Below are 15,491 nucleotides of genomic sequence, written 5' to 3' on the forward strand. Positions count from 1 at the left end.
AAGATCTCCTTTTCCCCGCTCCCGTCCCTTCCCCGATCCGGGGCAGTCATTCCAAGCCCCGTCGCCACTCTTGGGTGAACGCGGCACGACCCCGGCAATGTCACAGGAGAAGAAAACCCCCACAACACCCACGCCCGTTGACACCCCCGCCACGCGAGTGGTGGGCTCAGTGACACCCTGAGACAACAAACGCACCACACGTGATCACCAGGACGAGGGACAACGAGGAGAGGGCCGTGCAACTGCGGCGCAGGAAGGGCGCGGCGGCCATCGCCGTCGCCGTCATCGCGGGCGCACTCAGCGGTGCCCCCGGCGCCGTCGCCGCCCCCGGCCTCCCCGGAAAGCCCGGCACCCCGGCCACCTCCCCGGACGACGACCGGGAGACCGACGGCACTCTCCCCCCGGTCTGGCCCCGCCCCCAGTCGATGACCACGGCCGGGAGCACGGTCACCGTCACCGACGAGGTCGTCCTGGCCACCGGCCAGGACCCCGATCCGTACGCCATGGACGCCCTGCGCACGCTTCTCCGTGACGCGGGCGCCCGCGTCACGGAGATCAAGGACGGCGACCAGCTCCCCGCGGGCGGCGGCAACCTCGTCATCCGCGCCGGAGGAACCGGAGCCGACCAGGCCCTTCGCACCCTCGGCGCGCGCGCACGCGGCGACCTCCCGTCCGGCGGCTACCGCCTCGCGGTGGGCCGGATCGGCGGCCAGGACACCATCGCCCTGGCGGGCACGGGCGACGACGGCTTCTTCCACGGCGTACAGACCCTTCGCCAGCTGGTCACGAAGAACACCGGCAGCGCTAAGAGCACCGTCCCGGGAGTCCAGATCCGCGACTGGCCCGGCACCGCGGTCCGCGGCATGACGGAGGGCTTCTACGGCACCCCGTGGACCCGCGAACAGCGCCTTGACCAGCTGGACTTCATGGGCCGGACGAAGCAGAACCGCTATCTGTACGCCCCCGGCGACGACCTCTACCGCCAGGCGCGCTGGCGCGAGCCGTACCCCGCCGACCAGCGCGCCGACTTCCGCGCACTGGCCGAGCGGGCCAAGGCCAACCACGTGACGCTCGCCTGGGCCGTCGCCCCCGGCCAGGCCATGTGCATGTCGTCCGACAAGGACATCAAGGCCCTGAACCGCAAGATCGACGCGATGTGGGCCCTGGGCGTACGCGCCTTCCAGCTGCAGTTCCAGGACGTCAGCTACAGCGAGTGGCACTGCGAAGCGGACGCCGATGCCTTCGGTTCGGGGCCCGATGCCGCCGCGAAGGCGCAGTCACGCGTCGCCAACGCCGTCTCCGCGCACCTGGCCGAGCGCCACCCGGGCGCGAAGCCGCTCTCGCTGATGCCCACGGAGTACTACCAGAACGGCTCCACCGAGTACCGCGACGCCATCGCGGACCGGCTCGACCCCGGCATCGAGGTGGCGTGGACGGGCGTGGGCGTGGTCCCCAAGACCATCACCGGGCGTGAACTCGCGGGCGCCCGCAAGGCGTTCGGCTCGCACCCGCTCGTGACGATGGACAACTACCCCGTCAACGACTTCGCGCAGGACCGTATCTTCCTCGGCCCCTACACCGGCCGCGAACCCGCGGTGGCCACCGGCTCGGCGGCGCTGCTCGGCAACGCCATGGAGCAGCCGTCGGCGTCCCGCATCCCGCTGTTCACCGCCGCCGACTACGCCTGGAACCCCCGCGCCTACCGCCCGCACGAGTCCTGGCTCGCCGCGATCGACGACCTCTCGGACGGTGACACGAAGGCGCGGGGCGCGCTGCGGGCCCTCGCGGGCAATGACGCGTCGTCCGTGCTCGGCGCCGACGAGTCGGCGTATCTGCGCCCGCTGATGGACGACTTCTGGCGGGCGCGCACGACGACGGACACCGCCCGCGTCGAGAAGTCCGCGCAGGCCCTGCGGGATGCCTTCACCGTCATGAAGGAGGCGCCGAAGCGGCTGGCCGACAGCAAGAGCGTCAGCGGCATCGGCACCGAAGTGCGGCCCTGGGTCGAGCAGTTGGCGCGTTACGGCGAAGCCGGCGAGACGGCGGTCGACATGCTGCGCGCGCAGTCCGCGGGCGACGGAGCGGCGGCCTGGCGCGCGTCGCGCACCCTGACCGGCCTCCAGAAGAAGCTGAAAGCCGGCCGCGCGACGGTCGGCAAGGGCGTCCTGGACCCCTTCCTGACGCGGTCTCAGAAGGCGTACGGGACGTGGGCGGGGCTCGACAGCGAGCAGGCGTCGGACCGCGCGACGGTCCGTGTTCCCCGCGCCCGGCCCCTCACGGCGGTGACGGCGCTGACCGACCCCGGCACCAAGGGCAGCATCGAGGCCCACATCCCGGGCGAGGGCTGGCGCCGCATCGGCGCCCTGTCCGGCACGGGCTTCACCGAGGCCGAGCCCGCCAAGTCCGAATCCAAGCCCAACTCCAACTCCAAGCCCGACTCCAAGGCCAACTCCAAGGCCACTGACCCCCGCGCCGACGCCGTCCGCGTCACGGTCACCGAAGGCACGGTCCGCCACGTCGTCCCCTGGTACGCCGACTCCCCCGAGGCCCGCTTCTCCCTGGCCCGCACCGAGGCCGACGTGGAGATCGGCGGCGGCCCGCAGCGGGTCACGGCGAAGCTGCTGTCCCTGCGCCCCGGCGACGTACGGGGCAAGGTCACGGCGAAGGCGCCCAAGGGCATCGAGGTGCGCACCCCGGAGAAGACCACGCTGCCGCGCGGCACGCAGGTGGACGTCCCGGTCGACGTCACCGTCCCCGCGGGCACGCGCTCGGGGACGTACGAGGTCCCGGTGACCTTCGACGGCCAGACCAGGACGGTCTCGGTCCGCGCCTACCCCCGCACCGACGGGCGCGACCTTGCACGCGGCGCGAAGGCGTCCTCCTCGGGCGACGAGACGAAGGACTTCCCGGCGTCCGGCGCCAACGACGGTGACCCCAGGACCCGTTGGTCCTCGCCGGTCGAGGACGGCGCCTGGTGGCAGATGGAGCTCGCGGAGCCGGTCAGGCTCGGCCAGGTCGTCCTGCGCTGGCAGGACGCGTACGCGGCGGGCTACCGCGTGCAGACGTCCACCGACGGCAGGACGTGGCGCACGGCGGCGACCGTGAAGGACGGCAAGGGCGGCCGCGAGGCGGTCCGCATGGACGCGAAGGACACCCGCTACATCCGCGTACAGGGCGACAAACGGGCCACGCGCTTCGGCTACTCACTCTGGTCGGTGGAGGCGTACGCCGTCGCCGGCGCTTCCTGAGGCGGTCCGGGCCCGTCAGCAAGGCGGCTGCACCACTTGCCAGTTGGGTGGTCGGACACGCGATGATGGAGTCGAGGACTCATCGGGGGGATCGACATGCGGTTGCCGGCGCACCGACCGAATGCGCGGGTCTCATGTGCCGTTCTGCTGTACGAGGACGATCCGCACGAGCGGGACCGCCGTGAGCGCGACCGGCACGAGCGGGAACGCCGTGCCGAGCGGGAACGGCAGGAGCGCGAGCTTGACGACCGGGCGCGGCTGGAGCGCGAGCGGTGGCGGGCGCGGCTGGACCGGGGACAGCGCGAGCGCGAGCGGACCCGCCGGGAGCACCCGCGCCGCCGGCCCGGGCCTCCCCCCGCCACGCGGACCCTCCAGGACTCCCTGACCCGCTGGCCCGACAGCCTCTTCCACGCCGAACCGGAGCGCGTCGTCGTGCTCGGCAGCACGTCCTCGGAGAGCGCGTACCGGCTCCGCGATGCCGTCCGGGACGCACGCGATCTGCTGCTCGTCCACTACACGGGCGCCCTGGACACCGGCGACCCCGACGCCCGGGGCGGCATGCCCCTGCTCGAACTGTTCGATGCACTTGAGGCGGCCCCGGCCCGGCACATCGTCGTGGTCCTGGAACCCCACCGGCCGACCGAGACCCCCCATGTGGGGGAATTCCACTACCGGTACGCGCACCTGATGCGGCGCTTCGAGGGCCGCCTCACGCTGATCGTCGCCGAACCTGTCCCGGGGTACCCCCGGTCCTTCCTTGCCGACGCGCTCGGCGGCGACGGTCCGCTCACCGTGCGCGCGCTCTCCGCCCGCCCGCGGGCCCAGGTCCTGACGGGGGCGGACGGACGTGACGTACGACTCACCGGGTCCGGGCGGCGGGGCGGCCGGGAACCGGCGGTCGGGAACCGCGCCCGCCACCTCGACCAGTCGCTCGCCCGCACCCGCTCCTCGCTGACCAAGGCCCGCGAGTCCACCGCGTCCGCGCTGTCGGCCGCCGCGCCGTTCGCCCTCCTGCTGCTGGCCGTCGCGATGGTCGCGGGCGGTCTCTTGGCCCTGCTCCGTGCGTTGCCGCCGGTGCGGGGTACGTGGGGAGCGGTCGCGCTGCTCGGGCTGTGGGCGGTGCTCGCCGTCATCGGATTCCTGATGACCCGGGGGCGGACGCCGCCCGCCCGCGCCCCCGCCGCCCCGGCACCCGTACCCCGCCGTCACGCCTTCGTGGACGGCGTGTGGACGGCGTGGGGGTTCCCCGGCCCGTTGCCGGACACGGCTGCCGGGCGCGCCCGGCAGCCGGTCCCACCGCGCCCCACCCGTGAGGAGAGCCGGGCCGCGGTCGAGCGGTCCCTGAACGCCCTGTACGCCCGGCTGCCCGTGCCCCAGATGCGGGCGCCGGACCCACCCGTACCCTCCGCACGCCCCGCACCGCCCTCATCCCCTTCGCCCGACGACAACGGGACCACTCCATGACCGCCCCCGTCCCACCCCGATCACCGGAACCGGAAGACCCGCCGGCTCCGGAGACGTCACCGGAGCCCGCGGCGCCGCCCGCGACCGGTGATTACCGCGAGCTGCCGTCCGGCGAGCAGATGAGGATCTGGAACGAGCTGGTGTCGGACTCGGCCGAGCGGATGCTGACGCTCGTCGAGCAGGAATTCCAGATGAAGAACAAGCTCGTCGACCAGCGGGTCAGGGACGCCGAGCACAACCGCCGCCTCGACCTGGTCAATGTGTGGTTCCGGGCGGCGGGCGTGGTGACCGGCGTGGCCCTCGGCGCGGGCGGGATCGTCGGCTACCTCTGGATCGCCAAGTACTGCGTCGACCACGGCTCGGCGGGCGCGGGCGCCGGTCTGCTCGGCGGCGGCGTCGCGGCACTGGCGGCCGTGGTCACGGCCGTGCAGCGGCGCAACGGCCAGTGAGGGAGGCCGGGGCGGTCAGGGTCGGACGCCGGGGCGGGCGAGCCCGCCCCGGCCACACGTGAAAGCCCGGATCTCTCAGGCAGAAATGCCGTCGATCCGGGCCATCGCGTCGTCCGCGCCGAACGGCTGCAAGTACGGCAGCCAGCGCGGATCCCTATGCCCGGTCCCGATGATGCGCCACGCGAGCCCCGAGGGCGGCGCGGGCTTGTGACGCAGGCGCCACCCCAGCTCCAAGAGATGACGGTCCGCCTTGGTGTGATTGCAGCGGCGGCAGGACGCCACCACGTTCTCCCAGGCGTGCTGACCGCCACGGCTCTTCGGAATGACGTGGTCGACGCTGGTTGCGACGCCACCGCAGTACATGCACCGACCGCCGTCGCGGGCGAAGAGCGCCCGCCTGGTCAGAGGAACGGGCCCCCTGTAAGGGACCCGGACGAACCGCTTGAGGCGGACCACGCTGGGTGCGGGGACAGTGCGCGTTGCGCTGTGCATGAAGGCGCCGGATTCCTCGAGGCAGAGAGCCTTGTTCTCCAGGACGAGGACGAGCGCGCGGCGGAGCGGTACGACGCCGAGAGGCTCGTACGACGCATTGAGGACCAGGACGTGCGGCACGGATGCCTCCTTGTACGCCGGCGGCGCGTGGCTCGCGCCGGGACGATCTGTAGCCAGTCTCCCCTCATGCCTGGTCCAAGCGCCACCATGTGCTGGTAACGGGCTCGGAGTGTTTTCGACCACACCTGTGCGACACCCTCATCTTCCCCAGGTGAGCACTGTCTCTCCCTCGAACATGACAACGATCCACACACAATGCCCCGTTAGTGTGGTGTCTCTGCCCGGCGCATCTCCTGGGCAGACCGCTATGCCTGGAGGTACCTGCCGTGTTCCTGTCCGTCCTGTCAACAGCCGGAACGGACCCGGACGACAAGACGACGCCGAAGTCCCCGACCCTCGAGGACGCCCAGGAGAGCGCGACGAACGCCGCGAGCTGGGTGGAGCAGAACTGGTCGGCGTGGCTGGGCATCGGGCTCCGCATCCTGCTGATCGTCGCCGTCGCCGTCGTCCTGCGTGTGGTCATCCGGCGCTCGATCACCAAGCTCATAGAGCGCATGAACCGCACGGCGCAGTCCGTGAACGGCACGGCGCTCGGCGGTCTCCTCGTGAACGTGGAGCGCCGCCGCCAGCGCTCGCAGGCCATCGGCTCGGTGCTGCGCTCGGTGGCGTCGTTCCTGATCCTCGGCACGGCCGCCCTTATGATCCTGGGCACATTCCAGATCAACCTCGCCCCGCTGCTCGCCTCGGCGGGTGTGGCAGGCGTGGCAATCGGCTTCGGCGCCCGCAACCTCGTGACGGACTTCCTCTCCGGCGTCTTCATGATTCTTGAGGACCAGTACGGCGTGGGCGACTCCATCGACGCGGGCGTGGCGTCCGGCGAGGTGATCGAGGTCGGCCTCCGCGTGACGAAACTTCGCGGCGACAACGGCGAGATCTGGTACGTCCGCAACGGCGAGGTCAAGCGCATCGGCAACCTCAGCCAGGGCTGGTCCACGGCGGGCGTCGATGTCACCGTCCGCCCGGACGAGGACCTGGAGAAGGTCCAGGCGAAGCTGGTCGAGGTCGGCGAGACCATGGCCAAGGACGAGCCGTGGAACGAGCGCCTCTGGGGCCCGGTCGAGGTCCTCGGCCTGGACAGCGTGCTGCTCGACTCGATGGTCGTACGGGTCTCCGCGAAGACGATGCCGGGCAACGCGCTCGGCGTGGAGCGCGAGCTGCGCTGGCGCATCAAGCGGGCCTTCGACGCCGCGGGCATCCGCATCGTGGGCGGCCTCCCGCTCCAGGCGACGGAGGCGGTGGCCGACCCGTCGGCAGGCGTCGCGGCTCCGTCCGCGTACGCCTCGGCAACGTCCCCACAGTCCCTCGCAGCCTCACCGATAGCACCGCCGCCGAACTTGGCGAAGTAGTCCTCGTTGCTGGGTCGATGGGGACTTCGCTGGGCCTGTGGCTTTGCTTGGTGCCGGGGCCGCCCGGTTGTCCTGAGGTTGGCGGTTCCGGGCCGGGTGTAAAGGGCGCTCCGCTGCGCTACGCGTCGGCTGCGCCGATTCCGCTTCGCTTCACCCTTGACACCCAACCCTCCACCGCGCGAGGGAAGACGACCGGACGGCCCGAGGGGCGGGACTCTCGACCACTGCCGTCAGACCATTCCGCTTTCCGGCCGGGTGCGGACTAGTTCGTCGCAGGGCGCCGTCACGGGTCGGGGTGCGCGGTCGGTCCGGGGAGGGGCGCCCGTCTCGTCAAGCGACTGCCGACCGGATCTTCTGGGGCCAACATCACGGGGCCCATACCGTCCCGTCTCAGGGGCTCGCAGGCAACGACGAGCCCGTCCGCTGACGCGGCTTCCGCCGGGGGGTCCGGCACCTAATTCCGAGAAGGCGCGTTGCGAAACACGCGCGCCCCCCTTCTGCCGGAACGCAACTTTGCCAAAGTAGGTGCCCCGCGAGCCCGGATGCAGAAAAGTCGCACCAACACCGCCCCGGACGCCCACCATCGTGCGACTTTCTTGCAATCCGCCCTGCGCGACGCCTGGCCGCTGATGGCCAGACGCCTCCCGGCGACATGGACTGCCGATACCGGCGCTCACACGCGCCCTGCCCGGGCAGCCACACCGGAAGAACCAACCAGTCGGCAGCCGCTTGACGAGACCGGGACCCCTCCCCGGAGCGGCCGCGCGCCCCGGCCACCTGGCGGCCACCCCCGACGAACAAGTCCGCACCCGGCAGTCAGACCCGACGACCCCACGGCAGTGGTCGAGAGTCCCGCCCCTCGGGCCGTCCGGTCGTCTTCCCTCGCGCGGTGGAGGGTTGGGTGTCAAGGGTGAAGCGCAGCGCAATCGGCGAAGCCGACGCGACGCAGGAGCGCCCTTTACACCCGGCCCGGAACCGCCAACCTCGGGACAACCGGGCGGCCCCGGTACCAAGCAAAGCCACAGGCCCAGCAAAGCCCCCGCCCCGGCAACCCGCACCCCCAAGCACCCCGTGCAACACCGCACCCCCGCAGGTAACGACTTGGTTGCCGCGGGGGTGTTCGCTATTGACGCCTCATTCACGCCAGCCTTACGGTCCTCACGAATTGGAAAGTTTCCTAACAGTTAGTCGCCGCTGAAAGACAGGTGTCGTCATGGCAGCAGCAGGCAACACTCCGGGGGCCTCGGGGACGCCGGGAACCCCGGGCACGCCGAGCGTCCTGCGCGCCATGAACGACCGGGCGGTGCTCGACCTCCTCGTCGCGCACGGCCCGCTCACCCGGACCCGGATCGGTGAGCTGACCGGGCTCTCCAAGCCCACCACCTCGCAGCTGCTCGGGCGTCTGGAGGCCGCCGGCCTCGTGCACACCACCGGCAGCCTCAGCGGGCGGCCAGGACCCAACGCCCTGCTGTACGAGATCGACCCCGGCGCCGGACATGTCGCCGCGCTGTCCGCCGACCCCACCGGGATCACGGCGCTCGTCGCCGACATCACCGGCGCCGTACTCGGCCAGGCGCGCGTCGAGGCGGACGCCGTGGCCGAGGACGTGCGCCACCGCACCGCGCAACTGGTCACGGAGGCCGTCGACGAGGCGCTGCGTCAGGCGGGCCTCGGCCACGACGACCTGCGGGCCGCGGTGATCGGCACGCCCGGTGCCATCGACCCGCACACCGGTGAGCTGCGGTACGCCCCGCATCTGCCGGGCTGGCACTCGCGGACGCTGCGCGACGATCTCGCCGCCGTCCTCGGCACGCCCGTCGTCATCGAGAACGACGTGAACCTCGCCGCCGTCGCCGAGCAGTACGAGGGCGCCGCCCAGGACAACGACAACTACGTGCTGACCTGGCTCGACGACGGCGTCGGCGCCGCCATCGTGCTCGGCGGCACCCTGCTGCGCGGCGCGACCGGTGGCGCGGGCGAAATCGGGTACATGCCGCTGCCCGGCGCCCCCTTGGCCCGCGGCGGCCCCGAGGCGACGCGCGGCCCGGACGGGGGCGGCGGCTTCCAGAGCCTGGTCTGCGCCCCGGTCGTGCGAGAACTGGCGGGCGGCGCGGCCACCTTGGCGGACGCCTTCGCCGACGACACCGTGCTCGACGAGGTCGCACGCCGCCTCGCCACCGGCATCGCCGCGGTCGTCGCCGTCGTCGACCCCGAACTCGTCGTGCTCTCCGGCTCGGTGGCCCAGGCGGGCGGCGACAAACTGCGCGTCAGGGTCGAGGAAGAACTGACCGGGCTCGCACTGCCCCGCCCGCAGATCCGCATCAGCGAACTCGACGGCGACCCGATCCTCACCGGCGCCCTGCGCTCGGCCCTCACCCAGGCCCGCGACCAGGTCTTCGACACAGCCTGATCACTCCCTTTCTTCCCGCAGCTCAGCTCCCCTTCTCCCCTCCCCCGTAAAGGAAGCCCGCCATGCCGCGATGGCGCATGCCCACCTGCGCGTCCGCGGCGCTCGCCGCAGCCGGTCTCTTGCTCTCCGGCTGCGCCAATCCGAGCGTCGGCAGCGCGAACGACGACCCGACCAAGCCGGTCACCCTGAAGTTCTGGCACGGCTGGTCGACGCCCGGCGAGGTCAAGGCCGTCAACGACAGCATCGACCGCTTCGAGGAGCTGCACCCGAACATCAAGGTGAAGGCCACCGGGAACGTCTCCGACGAGACCGTCAACCAGGCCCTGCGGGCGGGCGGCGACAAGGCCCCCGACGTGGTGTCGTCCTTCACCACCAACAACGTCGGCCAGTACTGCGACTCCGGGATGTGGGCGGACCTCGATCCGTTCATGAAGAAGACCGGCCTCGACAAGCGCAAGACCTTCCCCAAGACGCTGATCGACTACACGAGTTACCAGGGCACCCAGTGCGCCCTGCCGCTGCTCGCGGACGCCTACGGGATGTACTACAACAAGGACGCCTACAAGGAGGCGGGCATCGAGCGCCCGCCGCGCACGATGTCCGAGTTCGAAGAGGTCGCCAAGAAGCTGACCGTGCGCAGCGGCAAGAACTCGTACAAGCGGGTCGGGTACATGCCCAGCTTCCGCTTCTACCAGAACACTCCGGACCGCCTCTTCGCGCAGTGGGGCCCCAAGTACTTCGACGCCGAGGGCAAGTCACGCCTTGCCGACGAGCCTTCGACGTACGAGTTCTTCAAGACCATGCGCCAACTGGCCGCAGCCCAGGGCGGTTTCAACGACCTGGAGAAGTTCCGGCTCACGTTCGGCGACGAGATGTCGAACCAGAACGCCTTCCTGACCGGCAAGGTGGCCATGCTCCTGGACGGTGAGTGGCGCGGCCTGATGCTGGACGAGGCGAAGGCGAAGTTCGACTGGGGCGTGGCCCCGCTTCCCGTCCCCGACGACCAGGCCGACACGTACGGGCGCGGCTTCATCACCGGCACCGTCGCCGGGATCGCGCACAGCAGCAAGCACCAGAACGCCGCCTGGGAGCTGGTGCGGTTCCTGACCGCGGACACCAAGCAGGTCGTGAAATTCGCGAACGCCATCCACAACGTGCCCTCCACGTTCGCGGCGCTCAAGTCGCCCGACCTGGACGCCGATCCGACCTTCCGGACCTTCTTCGACATCCTGCAGAACAAGCACAGCAAGGCCCTGCCGCCCTCCGTCAACGGCGGCGCCTATGTCGTCTCGCTCGCGGACTTCGCGTACGCCGTCGAGGCCGGTCGCGTGGGTGATCTGCGAGGGCGCCTGAAGAAGCTCGACGAGCAGATCGACGCCGACACCCTCCAGTCGAAGAGCTGAGCTGAGGACCCCGCCATGGCAATCTCCCTCTCCAACCCCGCGCGCCGCAGACTGCGCACGCTCGGCTTCCTCTCCCCCTGGCTGGTCGGCTTCAGCGTCTTCTTCGCGTATCCGCTGATCGCCACCGTCTACTTCTCGTTCATGCACTACAACCAGATCAAGGAGCCCACCTTCGTGGGCCTGCGGAACTGGAAGTACGTGTTCGAGCAGATGCCGCTGTTCGGTCCGGCCCTGTGGAACACCCTCTGGCTGGTCGTGATCATGGTGGCGGTGCGGGTGGTCTTCGGGCTCTCGCTCGGGCTACTCATCACGAAGATCAAGACGGGCGCCGGGTTCTTCCGCACCGCCTTCTACATCCCATATCTCGCCCCGCCGGTCGCCGCCACCGTCGCCTTCGTCTTCCTGCTCAACCCGGGCACGGGCCCGGTGAACGAGATCCTCGGCTCGATCGGGATCTCCGGGCCCAACTGGTTCAACGACCCGGACACCGCCAAGCCCTCGCTCGTGCTGCTCTCCCTGTGGGGCATCGGCGACCTGATGGTGATCTTCATGGCCTCGCTGCTCGACGTACCCAAGGAGCAGTACGAGGCCGCGGACCTGGACGGCGCCGGGGCGTGGTCCAAGTTCCGCTACGTCACCTGGCCCGCGATCACGCCGATCGTGATGTTCGCGGTGATCACGGGCGTCGTGCAGACCATGCAGTACTACACGCAGGCCCTGGTCGCGGGAAAGGTCGCGTCCGGCGTCAACATCGGCCCCGGCTCGGTGATCCAGCCCGGTTACCCGGACCACTCGACCCTCACGGTCCCCCAGCTCGTCTACCAGATGGGCTTCCAGAACTTCAACACCGGTGCCGCGTGCGTGCTCTCGCTCGTGCTCTTCGCCATCGCCATGGCCGTCACGCTGCTCCTGATGCGCAAGCGCTCCGGGCTGCTCGCGGCGGAGGACTGAGGATTCCATGACCACCACGACTCTCGACGCTCCCACCGCGCCCGAACGCACCGCCCCGGCAAGGGGCCCCGCCGCCGCCCGCGCCCGCCGCAAGCGGATCCTGCACTGGATCGCCGTCCACAGCGTGGCGATAGGCGTCGCGCTGCTCTTCGTCCTGCCGTTCGTCTTCGTCTTCCTGACGTCGGTGATGAGCGACTCGCAGGCCATGAGCGGCGACCTGTGGCCCGACTCCTGGCACTGGTCCAACTACAAGGCCGTGTTCGAGACGCCGGGATTCCTGGACTGGTGGCGCAACTCGCTCATGTACGCGGGCCTCGGCACCCTCTTCACCGTCTGCTCGGCGATCCCGGTGGCGTACGCGCTCGCCAAGTTCCGCTTCCGCGGCCGGCGCACCGCGATGCTGCTCGTCATCTCGACGATGATGCTGCCGCCGCAGGTCATCGTGATCCCGATGTACCTGGTGTGGGCCCAGCAGTTCCACCTGTCGGGCACACTGTGGCCGCTGATCATCCCGATGGCGTTCGGCGACGCGTACTCGATCTTCCTGCTCCGGCAGTTCCTCCTGACGATCCCCAAGGAGTACATCGAGTCGGCGAAGGTCGACGGCTGCGGCGATTTCCGCACCATGATCAAGATCGTGGTGCCGATGGCCAAGCCCGGCATCACCGCCATCGCGCTCTTCCAGTTCTTCTACTGCTGGAACGACTACTTCGGGCCGCAGATCTACGCCGCCCAGAACCCCGGCGCCTGGACACTGAGTTACGGCCTCGAATCCTTCAAGAGCGCCCACGCGGTCAACTGGAACATGACCATGGCCGCGACGCTGCTCGTCATGGCGCCCGTCATCCTCGTTTTCTTCTTCGCACAGAAGGCCTTCGTCGAAGGCGTCACCCTCACCGGAGTAAAGGGCTGAGAACCGATATGAAGCTCGCAGTGGTCGGCGGAGGGTCGACCTACACACCCGAACTCATCGACGGATTCGCGCGGTTGAGGGACACCCTGCCGATCGAGGAGCTCGTCCTCGTCGACCCCGCCGCCGACCGTCTCGAACTCGTCGGCGGGCTCGCACGGCGCATCTTCGCCAAGCAGGGGCACCCCGGCCGCATCGTCACCACGTCCGACGTGGACGCGGGCGTCGCGGACGCCGACGCGGTCCTGCTCCAGCTGCGCGTCGGCGGGCAGGCGGCCCGCAACCAGGACGAGACATGGCCCCTGGAGTGCGGCTGCGTCGGCCAGGAGACCACCGGCGCGGGCGGCCTCGCGAAGGCCCTGCGCACCGTGCCCGTCGTCCTCGACATCGCCGAGCGCGTACGGCGCACGAACCCGAACGCCTGGATCATCGACTTCACCAACCCGGTGGGCATCGTGACGCGGGCGCTGCTCCAGGCAGGACACAAGGCCGTCGGCCTGTGCAACGTGGCGATCGGCTTCCAGCGGAAGTTCGCGAAGCTGCTCGACGTCGCGCCGGGCGACGTGCACCTCGATCACGTGGGCCTCAACCACCTGACGTGGGAGACGGGCGTACGTCTCGGAGGACCGGGCGGTGACGACCTCCTGCCCAAGCTCCTCGCCGAGCACGGGGACGCGGTCGCCGCGGACCTGCGCATGCCGCGCGAGATCGTCGACCGGCTCGGCGTCGTGCCCTCGTACTACCTGCGCTACTTCTACCAGCACGACGCGGTGGTCGAGGAGTTGAAGACCAAGCCGTCGCGGGCCGCCGAAGTGGCCGAGATGGAGCGTGAGTTGCTGAAGATGTACGGCGACCCGACGCTCGACGAGAAGCCGGAACTGCTCGCCAAGCGCGGCGGCGCCTTCTACTCGGAGGCGGCCGTGGACCTGGCGGCCTCGCTGCTCGGCAACGGCGGCAGCCCCTACCAGGTGGTGAACACCGTCAACAACGGGACGCTGCCGTTCCTGCCGGACGACGCCGTCATCGAGGTGCAGGCCACGGTCGACGGCAAGGGCGCCAAGCCCCTGTCCGTACCGAAGCTGGACCCGCTGTACGCCGGGCTCATCGCCAACGTCACCGGGTACGAGGACCTGGCCCTCCAGGCCGCGCTGCACGGCGGCCGCGACCGCGTCTTCAAGGCGCTGCTCGCCCACCCGCTTGTCGGCCAGTACACGTACGCGGAGCAGCTCACCGACCGGCTGATCGCGCACAACCGGGAGCACCTGGCGTGGGCGTGAGCACGAGCGTGCTCGCGATCGACGCGGGCAACAGCAAGACCGACGTCGCGGTGGTCGCGGCCGACGGCACGGTCGTCGGCGCGGCCCGCGGCGGCGGGTTCCAGCCGCCGCAGGTCGGCGTCGAGGCCGCGGTGGACATCCTGGAGGAGGCGGTGACGCGGGCCCTGGCCGAGGCGGGTGCCGACTCCGTCGGGCACGTGTCCGCGTGCCTCGCCAACGCCGATCTGCCCGTCGAGGAGCGGGAGTTGGCTGCTGCCCTGCGGCAGCGCGCGTGGGGCCCTTCGGTCGACGTGCGCAACGACACCTTCGCCATCCTGCGGGCCGGCCTCCTGGAGGACGCCGAGCCGCGGGGCGTCGCCGTGGTGTGCGGCGCGGGCATCAACTGCGTGGGCATGCTGCCCGACGGGCGCACCGCGCGCTTCCCCGCCATCGGCCGGCTCTCCGGCGACTGGGGCGGCGGGGGCGGCCTTGCCGAGGAGGCGCTCTGGTACGCGGCGCGGGCCGAGGACGGCCGCGGCGACGCGACCGCACTGCGCGACGCGCTGCCCGCGCACTTCGGCCTGCCCTCCATGTACGCGCTGATCGAGGCGCTCCACCTGGGCGCCATCGCCCCGCTCCGGCGGCACGAGCTGACGCCGGTGCTCTTCGCCACGGCGGCGGCGGGCGACGCGGTGGCTCGCTCGCTGGTGGACCGGATGGCCGACGAGGTGGTCGCCATGTCGACCGTGGCCCTCGACCGCCTCGGCCTGCTCGGCGAGGAGACCCCGGTGTTGCTCGGCGGCAGCGTCCTCGCCGCCCGCCACCCGCAACTGGACGACCGCATCCGGGCATTGCTCGCAGACCGGGCACCCAAGGCGGTGCCCCGGGTGGTCGTCGCCCGTCCCGTGCTCGGCGCGGCGCTGCTCGGCCTTGACCAGGTGGGAGCGCCGACCGGGGTGCACGCGCGCGTGCGGGGGCACTACGAGGGTGACGTGGGAGTCTGGAGCGGCTGAGTTCATCCGGCCCGGAAGGGAACCGAACCGCACTGAATCGCGTATTCAAGGGCAGGGGTGGTGTGCGATCTTCGCGTGAGCCGGAGAGGGTGAGCCGGAGAAGGTGAGTCGGACAGGGTGAGCCAGACACCGTGATCCGGACACGATGATCCGAACAAGATCCAGTCAATGCCTGTGCGGATGTCAGTCCCTGCGGCGATACTTACGGCCGTGCACTTCTTCCCGCACCGCGCACGCCGGGCGGAAGTGAACGTCCGATGACCAAGGGGGAGGTCGAGGTCGAGGTGACATACCCGCCGAACGGCAGCGCCGCGCCGCCGGGACAGGCCGCGCCGACGATGCCCGCCGTCCCGCCGCAGGCGGGCCCGGGCTCCGCGGCACCCGCACAGACCGTGCAGAGCGCGACGCCCCGCCGCCCCGCGTGGGTCG

General features: G+C 70.8%; 11 protein-coding genes. 10 read left to right on the forward strand and 1 reads right to left on the reverse strand.

Annotation, left to right across the window (positions count from 1 at the left end):
- The first annotated feature begins 236 nt into the window (after positions 1-236).
- From ABD378_RS08980 to ABD378_RS08990, 3 genes are all read left to right on the forward strand, one after another.
- Entirely contained in the window at positions 237-3,248 is a 3,012-nt protein-coding gene (locus ABD378_RS08980) for a glycoside hydrolase family 84 protein (protein WP_344520018.1), read from the forward strand.
- Between the two features lie 96 nt (positions 3,249-3,344).
- On the forward strand, positions 3,345-4,712 hold the full coding sequence (locus tag ABD378_RS08985) for a hypothetical protein (RefSeq protein ID WP_344520001.1): 1,368 nt from the start codon (positions 3,345-3,347) through the stop codon (positions 4,710-4,712).
- Positions 4,709-5,161: a hypothetical protein gene (locus tag ABD378_RS08990; protein ID WP_344520002.1), complete on the forward strand. Its 453-nt coding sequence runs from the start codon at positions 4,709-4,711 to the stop codon at positions 5,159-5,161. Before ABD378_RS08985 ends, ABD378_RS08990 begins: the two co-directional genes overlap by 4 nt.
- 75 nt (positions 5,162-5,236) lie before the next feature.
- Here the strand turns inward: ABD378_RS08990 and ABD378_RS08995 are convergent, their stop codons facing one another.
- Complete coding sequence (locus ABD378_RS08995) at positions 5,237-5,773, reverse strand: HNH endonuclease (protein WP_190080400.1); 537 nt, start codon at positions 5,771-5,773, stop codon at positions 5,237-5,239.
- A gap of 266 nt (positions 5,774-6,039) precedes the next feature.
- On the opposite strand from ABD378_RS08995, the gene ABD378_RS09000 reads away from it, so the two are divergent.
- The 7 genes from ABD378_RS09000 to ABD378_RS09030 all read left to right on the forward strand — a co-directional run bounded on the left by ABD378_RS09000 (position 6,040) and on the right by ABD378_RS09030 (position 15,062).
- Positions 6,040-7,119 (forward strand): mechanosensitive ion channel family protein, encoded by a 1,080-nt coding sequence (locus tag ABD378_RS09000; protein ID WP_344520003.1) that lies wholly within the window; start codon positions 6,040-6,042, stop codon positions 7,117-7,119.
- Positions 7,120-8,332: 1,213 nt separating this feature from the next.
- Positions 8,333-9,529, forward strand: a complete 1,197-nt coding sequence (locus ABD378_RS09005; RefSeq protein ID WP_344520004.1) for an ROK family transcriptional regulator — start codon at positions 8,333-8,335, stop codon at positions 9,527-9,529.
- Between the two features lie 62 nt (positions 9,530-9,591).
- Positions 9,592-10,932, forward strand: coding sequence for an ABC transporter substrate-binding protein (locus ABD378_RS09010; protein ID WP_344520005.1), 1,341 nt, complete (start codon positions 9,592-9,594; stop codon positions 10,930-10,932).
- 15 nt (positions 10,933-10,947) lie between these two features.
- On the forward strand, positions 10,948-11,883 hold the full coding sequence (locus ABD378_RS09015; protein WP_344520006.1) for a carbohydrate ABC transporter permease: 936 nt from the start codon (positions 10,948-10,950) through the stop codon (positions 11,881-11,883).
- A 7-nt stretch (positions 11,884-11,890) separates the two neighbouring features.
- Entirely contained in the window at positions 11,891-12,796 is a 906-nt protein-coding gene (locus ABD378_RS09020) for a carbohydrate ABC transporter permease (protein WP_344520007.1), read from the forward strand.
- A gap of 8 nt (positions 12,797-12,804) precedes the next feature.
- A complete protein-coding gene (locus tag ABD378_RS09025) occupies positions 12,805-14,070 on the forward strand; it encodes a 6-phospho-beta-glucosidase (RefSeq protein WP_344520009.1) in 1,266 nt (421 codons plus the stop codon).
- Positions 14,067-15,062 (forward strand): N-acetylglucosamine kinase, encoded by a 996-nt coding sequence (locus ABD378_RS09030; RefSeq protein WP_386545080.1) that lies wholly within the window; start codon positions 14,067-14,069, stop codon positions 15,060-15,062. The genes ABD378_RS09025 and ABD378_RS09030 overlap by 4 nt, the downstream gene beginning before the upstream one ends.
- Positions 15,063-15,491: the final 429 nt, after the last annotated feature.

It is taken from the genome of Streptomyces rectiviolaceus, assembly GCF_039533825.1.
GTDB classification, from domain to species: domain Bacteria; phylum Actinomycetota; class Actinomycetes; order Streptomycetales; family Streptomycetaceae; genus Streptomyces; species Streptomyces rectiviolaceus.

Excerpts from the sequence above, each read along its gene's own strand:
- ABD378_RS08985 (WP_344520001.1), top strand. The coding sequence starts at position 3,345 with ATGCGGTTGCCGGCGCACCGACCGAATGCGCGGGTCTCATGTGCCGTT.
- ABD378_RS08990 (WP_344520002.1), top strand. The coding sequence starts at position 4,709 with ATGACCGCCCCCGTCCCACCCCGATCACCGGAACCGGAAGACCCGCCG.
- ABD378_RS09005 (WP_344520004.1), top strand. The coding sequence starts at position 8,333 with ATGGCAGCAGCAGGCAACACTCCGGGGGCCTCGGGGACGCCGGGAACC.
- ABD378_RS09010 (WP_344520005.1), top strand. The coding sequence starts at position 9,592 with ATGCCGCGATGGCGCATGCCCACCTGCGCGTCCGCGGCGCTCGCCGCA.
- ABD378_RS09015 (WP_344520006.1), top strand. The coding sequence starts at position 10,948 with ATGGCAATCTCCCTCTCCAACCCCGCGCGCCGCAGACTGCGCACGCTC.
- ABD378_RS09020 (WP_344520007.1), top strand. The coding sequence starts at position 11,891 with ATGACCACCACGACTCTCGACGCTCCCACCGCGCCCGAACGCACCGCC.
- ABD378_RS09025 (WP_344520009.1), top strand. The coding sequence starts at position 12,805 with ATGAAGCTCGCAGTGGTCGGCGGAGGGTCGACCTACACACCCGAACTC.